At 32.3% G+C, this 17,670-nt stretch carries 11 protein-coding genes; 2 read left to right on the top strand and 9 right to left on the bottom strand.

Features of this window, described 5'->3' with window-relative positions:
- Positions 1-93: 93 nt before the first annotated feature.
- Both PMI10_RS18995 and PMI10_RS18990 read right to left on the bottom strand, forming a co-directional pair.
- Positions 94-1,236: an acyl-CoA dehydrogenase family protein gene (locus PMI10_RS18995; RefSeq protein ID WP_007810863.1), complete on the bottom strand. Its 1,143-nt coding sequence runs from the start codon at positions 1,234-1,236 to the stop codon at positions 94-96.
- A 12-nt stretch (positions 1,237-1,248) separates the two neighbouring features.
- Positions 1,249-2,133 (bottom strand): ComEA family DNA-binding protein, encoded by an 885-nt coding sequence (locus PMI10_RS18990; RefSeq protein ID WP_007810862.1) that lies wholly within the window; start codon positions 2,131-2,133, stop codon positions 1,249-1,251.
- A 269-nt stretch (positions 2,134-2,402) separates the two neighbouring features.
- Here PMI10_RS18990 and PMI10_RS18985 point away from each other — a divergent pair, with 269 nt between their 5' ends.
- Positions 2,403-3,881, top strand: a complete 1,479-nt coding sequence (locus PMI10_RS18985; protein WP_007810861.1) for an amino acid permease — start codon at positions 2,403-2,405, stop codon at positions 3,879-3,881.
- Between the two features lie 74 nt (positions 3,882-3,955).
- Here PMI10_RS18985 and PMI10_RS18980 read toward each other — a convergent pair whose 3' ends face one another.
- The 7 genes from PMI10_RS18980 to PMI10_RS18950 all read right to left on the bottom strand — a co-directional run bounded on the left by PMI10_RS18980 (position 3,956) and on the right by PMI10_RS18950 (position 15,594).
- Positions 3,956-4,183, bottom strand: a complete 228-nt coding sequence (locus tag PMI10_RS18980) for a PspC family transcriptional regulator (protein ID WP_007810860.1) — start codon at positions 4,181-4,183, stop codon at positions 3,956-3,958.
- 85 nt (positions 4,184-4,268) lie between these two features.
- Positions 4,269-5,540 (bottom strand): DUF2851 family protein, encoded by a 1,272-nt coding sequence (locus PMI10_RS18975; protein WP_007810859.1) that lies wholly within the window; start codon positions 5,538-5,540, stop codon positions 4,269-4,271.
- Positions 5,541-5,612: 72 nt separating this feature from the next.
- Positions 5,613-6,095 carry a 3'-5' exonuclease gene (locus PMI10_RS18970; protein WP_007810858.1) on the bottom strand — a complete coding sequence of 161 codons (483 nt, stop codon included), beginning with the start codon at positions 6,093-6,095 and terminating at the stop codon, positions 5,613-5,615.
- 71 nt (positions 6,096-6,166) lie between these two features.
- A complete protein-coding gene (locus PMI10_RS18965) occupies positions 6,167-8,461 on the bottom strand; it encodes a translocation and assembly module lipoprotein TamL (protein ID WP_007810857.1) in 2,295 nt (764 codons plus the stop codon).
- Positions 8,462-8,465: 4 nt separating this feature from the next.
- On the bottom strand, positions 8,466-13,562 hold the full coding sequence (locus PMI10_RS18960; RefSeq protein WP_007810856.1) for a translocation/assembly module TamB domain-containing protein: 5,097 nt from the start codon (positions 13,560-13,562) through the stop codon (positions 8,466-8,468).
- A gap of 156 nt (positions 13,563-13,718) precedes the next feature.
- Positions 13,719-14,675: a GSCFA domain-containing protein gene (locus PMI10_RS18955; protein ID WP_007810854.1), complete on the bottom strand. Its 957-nt coding sequence runs from the start codon at positions 14,673-14,675 to the stop codon at positions 13,719-13,721.
- Between the two features lie 184 nt (positions 14,676-14,859).
- Entirely contained in the window at positions 14,860-15,594 is a 735-nt protein-coding gene (locus PMI10_RS18950) for a hypothetical protein (RefSeq protein WP_007810853.1), read from the bottom strand.
- A 329-nt stretch (positions 15,595-15,923) separates the two neighbouring features.
- On the opposite strand from PMI10_RS18950, the gene PMI10_RS18945 reads away from it, so the two are divergent.
- Positions 15,924-17,669, top strand: a complete 1,746-nt coding sequence (locus PMI10_RS18945) for an ABC transporter ATP-binding protein (protein ID WP_035632239.1) — start codon at positions 15,924-15,926, stop codon at positions 17,667-17,669.
- The last annotated feature ends 1 nt before the right edge of the window (position 17,670 follow it).

The following is a 17,670-nucleotide window of genomic DNA, read 5'->3' as shown; positions in this document are numbered from 1 at the left end:
CTTTATTCTTTATTCTTTATTCTTTATTCTTTATTCTTTATTCTTTATTCTTTATTCTTTATTCTTTATTCTTTATTCTTTATTCTTTATTCTTTATTCTTTTAAAATATTCCTGGCAATTACAAGTTTCTGAATTTCAGTAGTTCCTTCACCAATAGTACATAATTTAGAATCCCTGTAGAATTTCTCTACCGGATAATCTTTTGTATAACCATAACCTCCGTGAATCTGAACCGCTTCATTAGCCACTTTTACACAAACTTCTGAAGCATACATTTTTGCCATAGCTCCTGATGTAGTAACAGGTCTGTGCTCTTGTTTTAAGAAAGCAGCTTTATGCAACAGAAGTTCCGAAGCTTCAATTTCGGTAGCCATATCTGCCAATTTAAATGAAATCGCCTGAAAACTGCTAATAGGCTGTCCAAACTGATGTCTTTCTTTTGAATATTTTAAAGCTGCTTCGTATGCTCCTTTAGAAATCCCAAGAGACAAGGCGCCTATTGAAATTCTTCCTCCATCTAATATTTTCATTGCCTGAACAAAACCCTGCCCAACTTCACCTAATCTATTAGTATCCGGTACCCTGCAATTATCAAAAACAAGTTCAGCAGTTTCACTGGCACGCATTCCTAATTTATTCTCTTTTTTCCCAGATGTAAATCCCGGCATTCCTTTTTCAAAAACAAAAGCTGTCATTCCTTTTGAGTCTCCTTTTTCACCTGTACGCACCACTACCACAGCAATATCACCTGAAATAGCATGTGTAATAAAGTTTTTAGCTCCATTTATAATCCAAAAATCACCGTCTTTAACAGCAGTTGTATTCATTCCGCCGGCATCAGAACCTGTATTGTGTTCTGTTAATCCCCATGCCCCAATATGCTCAGCAGTAGCTAGTTTTGGCAACCATTTTTTCTTTTGTTCTTCAGTTCCAAAAGTCAGGATATGATTAGTACATAATGAATTATGTGCAGCAACCGACAATCCTATTGATGGATCAACTTTTGAAATTTCTTCAATAACAGTAATATATTCGTGATACCCTAAACCGGAACCGCCATATTCTTCCGGAACTAAAATACCCATAAAGCCCATTTCGCCTAACTGTTTAAACAACGGAAGCGGAAAAATTTGCGCTTCATCCCACTCCATTATATAAGGTCTTATGTTTTTTTCAGCAAAATCTTTTATAGACTGCGCAATCATCAATTGCGTTTCGTTGTAATCAAAATTCATTGTAATCTGTTTTTAGAACTCCAAATATAAACCAATTATATTTGCTTTTTCAACAGGAAAGCCTTTAATTTTTATCAAATCCTCAATATTTTTAATATTTCCGTTCATACTCCTATAAGTTACAATTTGTTTTGCCAAAACATATCTGAAATAAGAAAACTGGGCTAACTCTTTTAAAGATGCATCATTTATGAGGATTTTTTTAATTTTGGGAAAGGATAAAACCCTGAAATGATTTTTTAATTCAGTTACAACTTCAGGAGAAACTCCCCAGACATCGTTCATTTGTTCCATCGAAACAAAAGCTTCCAAGTTTTCTTTTTGTTTTAAAATCCGCAACGACAAGCCTTCTCCGATTCCATAAATTTTCATTAAATCTTCCTGCGTTGCCTGATTAATATCCATCGCAACAATTTTTCCTTTTTTAGGAAATGATTTCTGCTCATATTGTTTACCAGACATGGAGACATTTTTTTTATTAATCCAATCCGGAAATTTAAAATAAGGTGAAATACGATGTAATAGAGAATCCGAAACTTTTGTTACTTTTTGAAATTCTTCCGCAGAGCTCACATATTTATTGTCTTTTCTAAAAGCAAACAATCGATCAATTTCTTTTAAAGACATTCCTAATTTATATCCCTTATAATCTGAAATAAAGTTTGGATTAAATGGATATATTTTTTGCTTTTCCTTATATCTGGTCGTTTTTAATGAATCAATTTCTGTTTGCAGAGACAACCATTCTTTCTTTTCTGAAAAGTTTTTTTCAATTTGGCTAAAATCCGAAAAAAAATAAGCAAACTGTAACCCAATTATTAAAAGTAAAAATAAAAAAATCCCTTTTCGTTGTTGATTTGTAAACTTAAAATAGGATGCTATGTTTTTAAAATTCATTATTCTATAATATTATTAAGATTTGAAACTATAAATTAAGTCAAATAAACGATAATTTATTAAGAAAAATATTAAAAAAATATTTTAGATTCAATCTTTATTTTTCTTCACCAGCATAATTTGAATGAAAGTTTATCATCCAAAATGAATAATTGCAGAGATACTTCTTTAAAAGTTAAATATTTTATAACTTAAAACTGCATAATTGTTTTTATTTTTTATAAAAAACAATACATTTGAAGCTTAATAACAATAAACCCTAAATAAATATGTCTATTTGGAAACGAAAACCATTAGCTCAGCTTTTAGCCGAAGCCGCTGATTCTGAAAAAGGATTAAAAAGAACATTAACTGCCTGGTCATTAATTGCCCTCGGAATTGGCGCCATTATTGGAGCCGGTTTATTTGTAAGAACAGCAACTGCTGCTGCTCAGAGTGCCGGACCATCTGTAACTATTGCATTTATTGTTGCAGCTATTGGGTGTGCTTTAGCGGGATTATGTTATGCTGAACTATCTTCATCTATTCCGATTTCAGGTAGTGCATACACCTATACTTACGCCACGATGGGCGAATTTTTAGCATGGATAATCGGTTGGGATTTAATTTTGGAATATGCTGTGGGGGCCGCAACCGTCGGGATAGCCTGGAGCGAATACCTCAATAATTTACTGGTCAATGTTTTGCATGTAAGTCCAATACCATTTTCTCTTTCTCATTCTCCTTTTCAATCAAATCCTGCAACAGGAGAACATGGAATAATTAATTTACCGGCTTTATTTATTGTCGCAGTTATTAGCTTATTATTAATAAAAGGAATACAGGAATCTGCTTTTGTAAATGGCATTATTGTAATTGTAAAAGTTGCCATTGTAATTCTTATTATAGTTATTGGCTGGCACTTTATTAACCCGGTAAACCATACGCCATATATTCCAAAAAGTTCAATTTTTACAGATGAACACGGAATTGATCATAGTTACGGGGGAATTATGGGAATTTTAGGCGCTGCCGGAACAGTTTTCTTTGCTTTCATCGGATTTGATGCTGTTAGTACAGCTGCTCAGGAAACTAAAAACCCTAAAAGAGCAATGCCAATTGGTATATTAGGTTCATTAGCCGTATGTACATTATTATATATCCTTTTTGCTCATGTTTTGACCGGTGTTGCTACAGTTGAAGATTTCAGAACTGGTGGTAAAGAAGCTTCAGTTGCATTTGCAATCAACAAATACATGATTGGATACGAATGGTTAGGACAATTAGTAACCGTTGCCATCTTAGCAGGATTTTCTTCTGTAATTTTAGTGATGTTATTAGGACAATCCAGAGTATTTTATGCAATGGGTAAAGACGGTTTACTTCCAAAAGCTTTCAGTGATATCCACTCAAAATACAAAACTCCATACAAAGCCAACCTTGCAATTTTAGTAATCGTTGGTGCTTTCGCCGCTTTTATCCCAGGTGATATTGTGGGTGATATGACAAGTATTGGTACCTTATTTGCTTTTGTTCTTGTGTGTATTTCCGTTATTATTTTACGAAAAAAAGAACCTAACATGGTAAGAGAGTTTAAAACGCCGTTTGTTCCTTTAATTCCGCTATTAGGAGTTGGTGTTTGTTGTGCCATGATGTATGGTTTAGGCTGGACCAATTGGTTAAGGCTTTTTATATGGATGGCAATAGGTATTATTATTTATTTCGCATATGGTAAGAAACATAGTGTTTTAAACAATTCTGAAAAATAAATTTTCAATATATAACGAAAAGGGATTATGAAGCAAAAGCTTTATAATCCCTTTTTTTATGATTAAAATTTATGTTACAAATCAAAAACTGAAGTTCGTTTGGCCCTTATCAGATCTTTTAACCGAATCCAGAAAGCTAAAGTAAGATAAACTCCAAAACCTAATCCGGCAGTCACAAACGAAATATAAATAAAAAACAATCGAACGCTGGTTACGCGCATTCCAAGTTTATCAGCCAATCGTGACGAAACATGAAAACCGTATTTTTCGAAAAAGAATTTAAGTTTTAAAATAGCGGACATCTTTATTATTTTAAATTTTAAACAAAAATACAAAATTATCTAATGTGCTTTCTCCTCCATTTTCCTAATTATCAAATTAAAACCTCTAATTATTTTTCAACAACTCCATTCCTACTGCACATTTCAGACAACCATTAACATCGCAATATTCTTTTTTAAGCTGTAACAAGGATTGTGTATCAAATGCATTTGCTGATTTAATGCCGAAGGATTTAAATTTTTCAATAATTGAATTTTTCTCCGGGGAAATTTCATCCAAAATAGAAATCAGGTCTTCAGAAATTGATTCACCCCTTGTTTTAGAATAAGCAAATTGTAATGGAATAATTGTATTTATCACCAATAAATCTATAAATGAATTAGATAATATTTTTCTCTTTTTTGGACTTTCTTTATCAAATTGATAATGGTTTTGCCAATACAGGCCGGCTGAACTATTTAATAATTTATAAATATCTGTAATAGATTTTAACTCAATAACTTTAGAAAATAAATTTTGATGTTCATGATATAAATTCGCTAATTGCGAAAGTCTTATAGTTGGAAAGTTATCCGGTCGGTGTTTAAAAAACTGAATCGGCTCTATGTAAACTTTTTCTAATTGATATTTATGCAAAAGATAAAAATATCTAAATTTCAGGTCTTTAAAATAAACATCTTCTTTATCCGAGTCTAATAATCCTGCACTCCCAAAGAATAGTGCTTCAAGATTTTCCAGTTCAAAACTTTCTTTTCTGATAATCGAAAATGGAATTGCTTTTGCCAATTGCAAAAATGAATTTCCATTGGTATTTAAACCAAAATTCTTTGCCAGAAGACAAAACAGAACAGCTTCCCAATCCTGATTTGTTTCTTCCAATAAATCATAAATAGATTTTGACTTTCGTTCTAATCGCTCAAAAAACAAACGTTCCTGCCAATTTTTAAAAACAAAATTTCCTACCTGAGTAATTTGTTTTTCACAAAATATCCATGATTTTGGCAACGTTAAAGAGTTGTAGTTTAAAATAATTTCAGAAGAAATATAATCTTTTAAAACCAAAACAGGAATCTCAGTATTGTTTTGTCTGAAAATCTCTGCATCATGTTCCCAAACCACGTGTAGGATCACATTCTCATAAGCAGAATCCTTTTCATGATTATGCACATACCAATCTGAGGATTTTAAATGGATTTCGACATTCCCTGCCCATTTTTGATTCCCAATTTTAATTTGCGCATTGAAAAAATCAGGTCCGGCGAGTTCTAAATAATTTCCGGTATTTATAATTGTAATTTCCTCATGGTTAACAGTTCTTAAATTGAGTGTGTCAAATTTTTTAAACTTCCAGAGATAATGAAGAAAATCTTCTTTCATTTTTAGACTTTATATTGGTTTACAATATTCTAAAGTACTAAATAAATAGTATTAATATTACAAATAATTAAATTATCGTAATAAATATAATTTTGCACAGGCCCTGGCATCTGATAATGCTTCATGATGGTTCAGCTGAATTTTCATCTCCCGACAGCAATCGCTAAGCTTTGTTGGTTTTAATCCTTTGGCTTTGTAAATTTTCACAGTACATTCCCATCGATTAGCTATATTCAGATCTTCATAATGTAAACCACAATGAGCCATTGATTTAATTAAAACATTGCGGTCAAAACTCTCGTTATGTGCTACAATTACTTTATTTTTTAACCTTTTTTCAATTTCAGGATATACTTGTAAAAAAGATTTTGCATTCATTGTATCACGAGGATATATACCATGAACCCGTATCGTAAATGGAGAGTATTCATTATTAGGAGGTTTAATTAAAGACACAAATTCATCTACAATTATTCCATTTTCAACAGTAACAATTCCAACAGAACAGGGATGATAGGCTGTTGCTGTCTCAAAATCTATAGCGGTGAACGTCATTCTTTTTTTAGCAAATTTAATGTTTTGACAGCTATAAATTATTTTTCAAAAACATTCATTAAAAAAAACGTTTAAAAAGGATATCCAATCGCGATATTGAGAATCAGATTGTCTTTTCTCCACGGACCGCTTCCAAAATTAATGTTATCAATTACCCATCTGTCACCTTCGGGCAAATAAGGTTTTCTTAATGGAAATGCCAAATCTGTCCTTAAAATAAGGAAAGACAAATCAAAACGTAATCCGGCACCTGCTCCTACGGCAATTTCTTTCATAAAATCTTTAGAAATTTCTGCTCCGGGTTTATTAGGATCAGCATTCAAAAGCCAAATATTTCCGGCATCAACAAAAAGAGCCCCTCTTACAATACTAAATAATTTTGCCCTGTATTCTGTACTAAACTCTAATTTCAAATCTCCGGACTGATCCGGTAAATAGGAATTCGTAGTTTCTGTATTGAGATAACTTCCCGGGCCTAGTGATCTGGCCCTAAAGGCACGAATACTATTGGTTCCTCCTACTACAAATTGTTTTGATGTTGGCAAAACATTTGAATTTCCATAAGGTAATCCTGCACCAACAATGATCCTGCTCGCTAATTCGCTTTCTTTTCCGAGTTTTAAATAATGCCTGAAATCGGCTTTAACTTTTACATATTGACTAAACGGAACATCAAATATTTTTATCGTATCATTTTTTCTGACATTTGCCCCAGTTACTAAACCAGTTATATTTCCTGCCAGATCCAATTCGCCATTAAAATAAAACGTGTTTTTTTTACGTTTTTGCATTGTATTCGTGTAAGTATACTGATATGTTGGACCAAAAATTAATTGTTTTTCTATTACTTTTCCCAAAGATTTATCTTCAGCAATATCCGCCAAATACTCGGGTGTCACATTACTCGGGCTCACATAAGTAATATCGACCACATTAAGCTGGTGTTCTTTTCGAATATTTTCTTTCCATAAATAACCAAAAGAAGCATTAAAAGAATTTAAGGAATAAAGCTGCGTTCTGTTCTGATATTCGTAGCGAAGTGTTGCTTTGGTTCTGGGTACAAATTCGCTCGGTCCCTGAATATTGAACGGTGAAATAAATCTTGGCCATGTCAGACTGGTTTCTGCTCCGAGTTTATAAATATTTTTTCCGTTATTGGTCCCTGAAAGCTGAAAATCGGCTCCTCCAAATACTGAAACGGTAAGTAATTCAGCTCCTCTGAATAAATTCCTGTTATTCCAGTTTACATTAATTTCTGAACCTGTATAACTGGCTGAATTCGTTTTACCCAAAACCTCGACACGAATAAATTTTTTAGGCAAAAGTGTCAGATAATAATAGGAATCCAAAGTGTTTTTTAAACTATCTGAAGGTTTGAATTCATTTTTTACAAAATTAAATGTTCCCAAATTCACAAAACGGTTCAAAGTAAGATTATGGTCCTTCCGATTGTATAAATCTCCTTTTTTAAAATATATTGTCCGGTCAAAAACTCTTGGCTTGAAGGTATCGGCTGTATCTATAATCGTAAAATCCTTGTACTGGACAATATCTTCTTTTTTGTATTTAACGCTGTCTTTTGAAACCGAAAAATTTGGATACACTACAATCTTATCAATTTTGTAGGCAACTTTGGCTTTTTCAGGAGTTTCATCTTTTATTTTTAATTTGATATTGACCTGAGAATCTCCTTTTGTACTATCAACCTGAGCCAAAATATAATCCGGATTAAAATAGTAATATCCTTTTTCTTTTAATCGGGCATCAATACGTTCACGTTCGGCCTTTATAACATCCAGATCATATGGGTCTCCTTCTTTCAATAGTGATCTGCGGCTGGTTCTGGCAATTGTTTTTCCCAGAGCTGAAGAATCTTCAGGGAATTTGACCTCTTTTATTTTGTATTGTTTTTTTGGCTGAACGATATATTCCGCTCTTACTCTTTTATTTCTGACAGTTGAATCAGCACTGACTCTGGTCTTAAAATAACCACGGTTTTCTGTAAAATTTCTTAAAACTGCAACATTATAATCTAAATCAACCTGACTAAAAAGCACTGGTGGTTCCCCCACTTTAGTTCTTAACCAATGTCTGATTCCTTTATCTTTTTTAGACTTTCCGGCAATATTGTAAAGCCATAATTTAGGCTTTAGTCCCAGTATTTTTTTATTCGGTTTTGGACGCAGCAAACCTTTCAGCTCCTTCTCCAGTGCTTTTCTTTCTTTCTTTTTGATAATAGAATCTTTCACTGTTACTGAACCTCCGGTATATAATAAATCGCCTTCGGGCAAATATTTAGTATTGCTGCATCCAAAAACAAAAAACAGGGACAGCACTATAAAATATTTTATACATCTGATTTCCATATTGCTATGTTTTTTGCTCGTTTCCTTCAATTTGGTCATTCTCCTTATCTTCTTCCTTTTTCTTTTCCTCTTTTTCTTTGCGTTTTTTCTTTTCCTTACGCAATTTTTCTTCTTTAATCATTTCTTTTTCTTCTGCACTGCGGTGAAAAAGTTCCCTGAATTTATTATAACTCATTGTAATAATAAAAGCAACTCCTGTCTCTACAACCTGACCTTCAACTGCAACCTGATACTCATTTTTGCGGTAGGCCCGAACCATATACCTGCCATCTTTTGTAAGCTGATAATCTAACGCTACGTCTCCCGCGATATTGGTACTTTCTTCATTCGCCCGTTCCTGGCCTTCAACTGCAAAACTACTTCCTACAGTGACTTTTAATCGGTCATTAAGCAGTTTTTTAGAAACTCCCACATTAAGATCGGTTCTGTTTTCCTTTGTTCCGGTAGTATAATCTTCTGTCGATTCGAGATCAAATTCTAACTGAAATCCGCTAACCAACTCTCCGGCAAGATCGTTTAATTGCTGTGATAATATTTTGCTCACACTTTGTCTGGCCAATGATTCAGCATTCGTTCCTCCGCTCTCACTTGCAAATGGATTTTCACCAATAAATCGGTTTAATAATAAAAGCGCAAAAACCTGTTTGTTTAATTCTGCCGGTTCTTGTCGCAATTGTTCCAGTTTTGCCTGAGAAGCGGTTACTATATCTGATGAAACATTATAATTTCCGTCAGGGAGAATAATATCAAAAGTAATTTCCGGTTTTAGCAATTCACCTTTCATTTTTAATAAAGTCTGAAACGGAATTTTCTGTTTATATGTATTTTTTACTGTCGGGCTAACTGCTCCCAACTGGTTTCCAAGTAAGTCGATTGGTGCAGCTTCTACTTTATAAATTGCTGTAATATTTAAAGTTGCCATTGTTGGCTCGCCGTTCCATATAATATAACTTCCTTTCTGAATATTAAATTTTCTTCGGATTGCATTGAAATTCATTTCATATGCTCCTTCCGTAAATTCATATTTCCCCGTTAGTGTTGTTTTTCCGGAAGGATCAATTCCTCCTGTAAGCTGCGCTTCACCCTTCAGGTTAAGATAATCCCCGTTTCCTTTATCAATAACCAACGTAAGTTCAGCTTCTTTATCTATAGAAATATCAACGCTCACATCCATGCCCCTTAACTCCGACTGATTGAGTTTTTTCTCCATTTCAACAGTTTGTTTTAGATATAAATTATCTTCATTTACAAACTCTACAATTCCCTCTCTGTCAGCAATCGAAGGATCTGATTGAGGCAAAACAACCGTAAATTTAGTCTCTTCATTTATTTTTATATTCCCTCCAATAACAGGACTTTCAAGTGTTCCTTTTATATTCAGTTTTGAATCTAAAAATAAATCTCCGTAAAACAAATCATTGTCAGCGGCTTTAGAATGTATCGCTCTGAAATCATCTGTAATAACTGTTAAATTAAAATTATAATTTTTAAAATCAGGGGATTGAATTGTACCGTTTACTGCTAATTCATTGTCGTTTTCATCAGAAAGTGTAAACTTATCAAACGTAATTATATCATTACTAAAAGTGATTTTTTCGTTATCCGTTTTAAAATAGGAATTGAGTTGTGTGATTCTAAAACCAGTATTATTAAAGTTTAACTCACCTGAAACTTTCGGTGTTGTTGCATTTCCGGCAATTTTGAAATTTCCTGATAAAAATCCGGTGCCATCAGTAACGTTCCCCATCGTAAAACCCTGAATGCTTTTAATATTCAACTTATTGATATCTATGTTAAAATCTAAATTACCATCATTGATTCTGTAATTCCCATCCAGATTAACGTTATTTCCTTCTCCGCTAAGCGTAACATTTGCGGCTAGAGAATTATTAGTTTTATTATCAACTTTTATAGCAATATCACCAACGGGTTCGCCTCTAAAAGCGAAGTCTTCTATTTTTAGATCTGATGTAAAAATTGGGTTTGTCATTACATTTTCGACCACAGCATTACCGTTAATCAAACCCTGCATCAATAATTTGTCTTTTTTAACCATATTCATAATGGTCTCGATTTTGAAATTTACAAAATCAACCTGCAATGGTGCGTTATTCTGAGTGCCCTGTGATTGAATCTTTAATTCATTTCCGGCATTATCCAAATAAAACTTATTAATGTAAAGTCTTTTATCTCCAAGTTCAACGGAGTTTTCAGGATTGATATTCCATTTATCATAATTTAAAACGAAGTTCTCCGCATCAATTTTTAGAATATTTTTAGAATCTTCTGCTTTAAATTCGCCGGCAATAAAATACTGCTGTTTCTCTTTTACATCTTTTACTTCAAGCGCATATGTCAGGATATTATTTTGAACTTCTCCGGATAAACTCGTAAACGGAATTTTTAAAGAACCACTTTCAATTGTTGCAACGGAAATCTGATATTCTAAAGCATTTTCTTTGGCTTCGATATTAATTTTTCCATCGGCGATTGTATTATTGGCGTAGACAATTCTCGGAATCGTTCCTTTTATTTCTAAAGAATCGGTTACGTTATTATATTTTCCCGTAATTTTAATTGGTTCTAAACCTGTCAATTTCGGAATTAGTTTAAATAATATCGGATCATTATCAATTGTCAATGTAAAAGCCAATCGCTGTTCGTCTGATTCTCCATTGGCTTTTGGAATTTTTAGATCAATATATTTTGACAATGATTTTTTTATTGCTGAAACTAATGTGGTCAATTTATATTTTCCATCCATTTCTGCTTTTAGAAACTGAGATGAAACTTTAATATTATTTCGGGTATTATCTGAAAAAGCAATTACACGAACCGAATCTAAAACAATTGGTTCAGTTTCCTGCAAAATCTGAATGTTTGAAAGAAAAACTTTTCCGTTTAAAAAATCCGGATTACTGTTGGCAATATCAGCATCAACATTTCCACGTAGTTTCATTGGGCCGGCATGAAGGTTCAGTTTCTCAAGATCGGCAATATCAAGATTTAGTTTTAATTTTATTGATGGATATTTGTCTTTTGTGTCTCCGCTGGCAGTCAGATTAAAATTCAGATTCGGGTCTTTCATTCCGGATTTCACAGCGAAAGATCCATTTTCGATATTTCCTTTTAAAGCTAAATTTCTGTACGTATACCTGTTAAATACAGCTTTCTGAACAATTCCGTCCAATTCTGCCTGAGCTGTTTTCGGGTCGAGACCTTTCCCTTTTACTTTCGCTTTAAGCGTAATTTTTCCAATTGAATCATTTTTGATTAATCTGCCTAAATCAAAATCTAACAAATAAACGGTTGCATCGTATTTCTCTCTTTTCTTCACACGCTGATCAAACAAAGCATCCACTTTTGCATTTCCAAAACTACTGTTCAAAGTTAAATTGGTCTTGAAATTCTGAACAGAACCTTTAAATTTTCCAAGTAAATTAAATTGAGATGGCAATTGAATATTCTTCGGAATCGTTCCTGTCGGCACAAAAGAATATACATCTTTAGAAGTGCTTGACAACTTTTTAATATTCAGTTCGTAATAGGCTTTCTTAGCATCCGGCAAACCGGTAATTTTCCCCGAAAGGGAAACTCTCGTTGTACCGATTCCGCTCATTTCGAACTGCGGAATATTCAGGTCTTTTATTTTTCCGTTTAAACGGGTATTCAGATATAAAACTGCATTTGGATTACTTTTAAATGGATTTGTCTTTTGTAAATCAGGTGCAAAAAGCAGAATATCCTTAAAACCAACTTTCGAATCTTTTAAATTGGCATCGATACCAAGATTTGCAATATCTTTTTTTAATGCAGTGAGCGATGAATATTTTAGCTTAATTTTATTCTGCAAAAGCGTTTGCGGCGTTCTCACATATAAATTCTCCAGCGATGCATTTTTAGGCCCGTAAAAGAAATCGGTTTTTAAAGACTGAATATTCAAACCTCGCTTTTCATTTGCGGCAAGCGATTTTATATTTCCGGAAATTGTATCATTTCCGTAATACAACTTCTCAGCTTTAAAATTGAATTTACTTAAATCCAGATGGTTATAATCAATTCCGCTTTGAGTTGGCTTTGATTGCATATCATCAAACCTGAAAGCTATATTTTGTATATCAACATCATTTAGTCTTACTTTCCAGCCGGATTGTTTGATTGACGTCGAATCTAAACTTGGGGCTTTAATTTGTTTATCTTTCGCTCCCAATCTTAGATTTCCTTTCAGATTTTTTAATTCGAAAGTATCAAAATCCAAAAGCTGCTTATTCAAATCAATTTCATTAACAGACAATTCTAAATTCCCTAAACGTATTCCTGAATCCAGTTTTGAATCTTTATTATCGTATGAAATGTCAATTTTTGACAAACTGATTTTCCCTAATTTTAATTTAAAATCTTTTCTTTTCGAGATTGTATCAACAGTTTTCACGGAAACTTCAGCAATCCTCTCTACAACATCCTGATTCAAAATCAGTTTCAAACCGTTTAAGTTAATATTTGGAATATTAAAATCCATTTTATCTAAGTCAAACTTTTTGAATTTTGTATCAAAATGAGCAACATTTACACGAATATCATTTTTAGAAAAATCATCTTTAAAATTAAACTTGACATTATCCAGATTTACTTTTACAACAGATATTTTAAAAGGTTTGCTATCCGGATCCTTAGGTTCTTTAGACTCAAAAGCTTTAATAATGTAATCAAAGTTAAAAACGCCGTCCTTATTTCGTGAAATATTAGCTTTTACATTTTCAAGTGAAATCGAATTGATTTCGAGTTCACTGCTTATAAGTTTAAATAAATCAACATCTACTTCTAAACGTTTACCGCTTAATAAAGTATCTTTTTTTTGGTCCTCAAAATAAAAACCTTCCAGAACAACATCTTTAGGGAATTTAATTGCTATTCGATCCAGGGAAACTTTAGTTTTGATTTTTTTATGCAGATACGTTATCGCTTTATCTTTTGCAAAATTCTGAATCGACGGAATCTGAATTAAAATCGTAAGGAGAAGTAAAAGTGCAACTATCGAAACTACACACCAAAGCAGCACACGCAGTGTTTTTTTTAGAAAATGAATTGACTTCTTATTCATACGTCATAAAACACATTAGATTAAAATTACGTTACCGAAAGTATTGTTCCCAGTTTACAAAATTGTAAAATTTATACTTTAACAATTTACATAATTACACGCAATTATTCTAAAATTTCATGGACAATAATTATTTTCTTACTTATTTTCGAGTTTTTAAAATTTTATATGAGGTAATTTTTCACCTAAAAACTTAATTTTTTGCTGCAGTTTAGCTAAGAATTTTTGATGTTGTTCAGATTCAGGATTGAAGCTTCGGTGATGCAGACTTTTTTGAATTTCATCAACTTCCTGCATGATAGAAATACTTTCCGGTAAAATATAATTTTCACTGAATCGTTTCCAGATATAATCGATTGCCACCTGATTGGGATGTAACATATCTTCACCATAAAAACGATAATCCCGAAGTTCATCCATCATGATTTCGTACGATGGGAAGTAATCTGATTGTAGATTATAGATTGTAGATTTTAGAATTGAATGCAGAGCTGTGAATAAATGTGATTTACTTAACTGGTTTTCTACAAATCCATCTTTTATATGACGCACCGGCGAAATGGTAAATATGAATTTTACATTCGGATTTAAAGTCTGAATTAAATTGATCGTATCTTGGATGCTTTTCTGAATTGTATCAACAGCCAATAGTTCTTTTAAAAATTGTTTTTGAGGAACTTTATGGCAATTTGCCACAATTTGTTCACTTTCTACATTTCTATAAATCCAGGAAGTTCCGTAGGTTATAATAATATGTGTGGCTTCTTTTAGCTGTTTATTCGTTACTTCAAGAGTTTTATTTAATGTTTCTAATAACTCTTGTCTGTCTGAATTACTTAAATCCGAATGTACATCAAAGCAATGCCAACGTTCATTATGAAAAAAAACATCTTTTTCGATAAATAATTCCTGTTCAACAATTCTTCTGATTATTCTCTCAATCGAAACCGGGTTAAAGATAATTCCGAAAGGATTTGTTTCATTTTGAAATTTGAAATAATCGAATTTCTCCGCCATATTTTCTGCAAAGCAAGAACCAAAAGAAAGTATCCTCGAATTATATTCGATTGGATTATTGATTTTAGAAATTGGGATTTGGGTTCTGAATTGCATGCTTTATAATTTAAACACGAATTTCACGAATTTCCACCAAATAAAAAAACCAAATACAGAAAGTATTTTATTTCAAGACGGAATAACTAGATGGTGGGTGTTCAAAAGCAGGGAAATATAACCTCAAAAAAAAGCCAAATACAAAAATGCATTTGGCTTTTAATATAGGGCTATAATTTACTTACTAGTAGAAATATTCTGAAGTAAAGCTTTCGCCTTCTTCATTACTAGTACTTTTTTCAGGATAACCATCTGAATTATACGTAAAACTGTAAGTAGACCAAATTTCTCCATCTGAAGTATCAGAAAGTTCATTATGAAAAACGTCAGTTCCTTCACCACCTGCAAAAGCAATTTTATCAAGACCTAAAATATTTTTTGCTGCATTATTTTTAGTATCGTAAGTATATTTATGATTTGGTGAATTTGTACTTGTTATTTCAGATACATCTCCGTTAACAAATGTAATTACTGATGTTCCTGAAGCAATAGTTTGAGTTTTATCATCTCCACTATATCCTTTTACAGAAACTGTACCATTTGCATTATAAGTATAAACTTCTTTGTACCCCCATAATTCATCTCCCTCAGATTCAACTCTTAAAAAAGTTGCTAATTTCCCATCAGTTCCATATGAAAACGTATTTGTTTGCTCTACTGATCCATCAGGAAATTTAAATTCAATTTTAGTAATTAAATCTCCTGTGTAAGTGTAATGCATATTTATCTCTTTAAAATCATCAATAATGCTTACAAGTTTATTACCATTATATGTATAATTTACTGTTGTTTTCCCATCTGCCCCAGTTAAAACAATTTTTTTAAGTAAAACAGAATCAGAATCAGAAGAATCATCATCACTAGAACAAGAAGTTAATGCTAGTGTCATAGCACAAAAAAGAAGTAAAAATTTTTTCATTTTTATTAAATTATATTTTATTATTTGAAGTAAAGGTATTACAAAAAAAGTCTTAAATCCAAATAAACATTTTAACCATTTTTAATGCAAAAAACTAAACAAATGTTTTTTATAAATCATACAAATATCCGCATCACACAACTGTCTAATAAACAGAATCCTAAATAGACATTTCATTTTTTTCGTTACATTTTTTTTAAAAACTTATATGTCGAAATCTTCGAAACTTAAAAACATTATTTAAAAAATTTAGATTATAATAACAGAAAATCAGTTTTATCAAGCCAATCTATTCATTACTTTTACGTCTCCTAAATTCAAATTCATTTATGAAATTATTATATTCCTATATAATCAAACATAAAATGCTGTTGTTTTTTGCTTTGATTATGGCAACAATAAACATCTGTTTCAGCTTATCAGATTCTATTATTACCGGTAAATTAATGCAGGATTGCGGGGTTGGGCTGGCTAAATACAAAGGAAATGAAATGGGATTCATAAAATCTTTATCTTTCTGGTTAGGTCTTTCACTTGGTGCTGCCATGGTTTCAAGAATTACCAAAAACTTTCAGGATTATTTTACCAATATCGTGATTCAAAGAACCGGTGCCCAGATGTATACGGACGGGATAAAAAAATCTCTCGATTTACCTTTTGCAGAATTTGAAGATCAGCGAAGCGGTGAAACCTTGAGCAAATTAACCAAAGTTCGCTCTGATTCTGAAAAATTAATTACACTCTCGATTTCCTTAATTTTCCAAACTATTATCGGTTTCGTATTTGTAATACTTTATGTTTCGCGAATTGATTATCGCATTTCAATAATATTTTTAATTACTGCGCCCATTATTGCTTTAGTAAGTTCGTATCTGGGTAAAAAAATTAAAATCGTTTCCAAAAAAATTGTAAACCAAACCAATGCATTAGCGGGTTCTACAACAGAAAGTTTAAGAAATATTGAGCTTGTAAAAAGTCTTGGATTAACATACCAGGAAGAAAAACGTTTAAATTTGAATACCTTTAAAATTCTGCATCTTGAACTGGAAAAAATACGTTTCATCAGGAGTTTAAGTTTTATTCAGGGAACTACTGTTCATTTTTTAAGAACCTGCGTCGTTTTTACATTATATTATTTCTTGTTTGGAGGTAAAATTATTGTGGGAGATTTATTGACGATGGTATTTTTTACCTTCTTTATTTTTGGGCCTTTACAAGAGTTAGGTAATTTTATTATTGCACTTAATGAAACAAAAGTTTCAATGGAAAATTTCAGGATTCTTTTAAATGCTCCGAAAGAATTTCGTCCGAAAACTCCAAAACATGTTGGAGCAATTCAATCTTTACTTTTTTCTAATGTAAGTTTCAAACATAAAACAGCCAAATTTAAAGCGGTAGAAAACATTAATTTTGATATTAAACAAGGAGAAACTGTTGCCTTTGTAGGTCCGTCAGGCTCAGGAAAAACGACTTTGGTAAAATTACTGGTCGGGTTATATGTTCCTGCAGAAGGTCAGGTTCTTTATAATGATATTGATTCCACCGAAATTGATTTATTAGATTTAAGAAAACAGTTAGGATTTGTAACTCAGGATGCCCAATTATTTTCAGGAACAATTCGTGAGAACTTATTGTTTGTAAAACCAAATGCAACTGATGAAGATTTGTATCATGCCTTAAAAAGAGCAAGCTGTGAAAAATTGCTAATTCGTGCAGAAGATGGTTTAAATACCACAATTGGTGAAGGCGGAATGAAAGTTTCCGGTGGTGAAAAACAACGTTTGTCAATCGCCCGAGCTATCTTAAGAAATCCAAATTTATTGATTTTTGATGAGGCAACTTCTGCATTGGATTCTATTACAGAAGAAGAAATCAATGCTACCATCCGAAATATCTCAGATAAAAACAGAATTACAGTTTTAATTGCCCATCGATTATCTACTGTAATGCATGCTGATAAAATATTTGTATTAGAACAAGGTAAAATTATTGAGCAAGGAAAACACGAAGATTTAATTGTAGAAAAAGGGTTGTATTATGCGATGTGGCGCCAGCAGATTGGGGAACGTAAATAGC

The sequence above is a fragment of the Flavobacterium sp. CF136 genome (assembly GCF_000282055.1).
Lineage (GTDB): Bacteria > Bacteroidota > Bacteroidia > Flavobacteriales > Flavobacteriaceae > Flavobacterium.
This window is presented reverse-complemented; position numbering and strand designations above follow the sequence as displayed.

Coding starts and splice junctions, on each gene's coding strand:
- PMI10_RS18995 (WP_007810863.1), bottom strand. CDS start 1,236: ATGAATTTTGATTACAACGAAACGCAATTGATGATTGCGCAGTCTATA.
- PMI10_RS18985 (WP_007810861.1), top strand. CDS start 2,403: ATGTCTATTTGGAAACGAAAACCATTAGCTCAGCTTTTAGCCGAAGCC.
- PMI10_RS18950 (WP_007810853.1), bottom strand. CDS start 15,594: ATGAAAAAATTTTTACTTCTTTTTTGTGCTATGACACTAGCATTAACT.
- PMI10_RS18970 (WP_007810858.1), bottom strand. CDS start 6,095: ATGACGTTCACCGCTATAGATTTTGAGACAGCAACAGCCTATCATCCC.
- PMI10_RS18955 (WP_007810854.1), bottom strand. CDS start 14,675: ATGCAATTCAGAACCCAAATCCCAATTTCTAAAATCAATAATCCAATC.
- PMI10_RS18960 (WP_007810856.1), bottom strand. CDS start 13,562: ATGAATAAGAAGTCAATTCATTTTCTAAAAAAAACACTGCGTGTGCTG.
- PMI10_RS18945 (WP_035632239.1), top strand. CDS start 15,924: ATGAAATTATTATATTCCTATATAATCAAACATAAAATGCTGTTGTTT.
- PMI10_RS18965 (WP_007810857.1), bottom strand. CDS start 8,461: ATGGAAATCAGATGTATAAAATATTTTATAGTGCTGTCCCTGTTTTTT.
- PMI10_RS18980 (WP_007810860.1), bottom strand. CDS start 4,183: ATGTCCGCTATTTTAAAACTTAAATTCTTTTTCGAAAAATACGGTTTT.
- PMI10_RS18975 (WP_007810859.1), bottom strand. CDS start 5,540: ATGAAAGAAGATTTTCTTCATTATCTCTGGAAGTTTAAAAAATTTGAC.
- PMI10_RS18990 (WP_007810862.1), bottom strand. CDS start 2,133: ATGAATTTTAAAAACATAGCATCCTATTTTAAGTTTACAAATCAACAA.